At 68.6% G+C, this 312-nt stretch carries 1 protein-coding gene; it reads right to left on the reverse strand.

Annotation, left to right across the window (positions count from 1 at the left end):
• On the reverse strand, positions 1 to 312 hold a 312-nt coding region (locus ACLBX9_RS02425), incomplete at both ends, for a porin (protein WP_447717765.1).

Genomic DNA, 312 nt, shown 5'->3' on the forward strand with positions numbered 1-312 from the left:
CGCGTAGGCGGCCTGGACGTACAGCGCATCGCCCGGAGCGATGAACGGCGCGTTGACCTTGATGCCGCCCTGCACGGCGAAGCCGTAGGCCGAGTTGGCGTGCGGGATGCTCAGGTTCGAGCCGTTCGCCGCGGTCGCCGCCGTGCCGAGGCCACCGCCGGGCACGAAGCCGAGGCCGTTCTGAATGTTACCGATGTTCAACTCGTGCATGGCGGCCGAGATCTGGGCCGAGCCCCAGGCCTGATCGAGGCGGAGCACGCCGACGACGTCGGGGATCCGGCTCTTCTCGATGCCGTCGACGAAGTTGAAGCG

Source organism: Methylobacterium sp. A49B, from assembly GCF_053346215.1.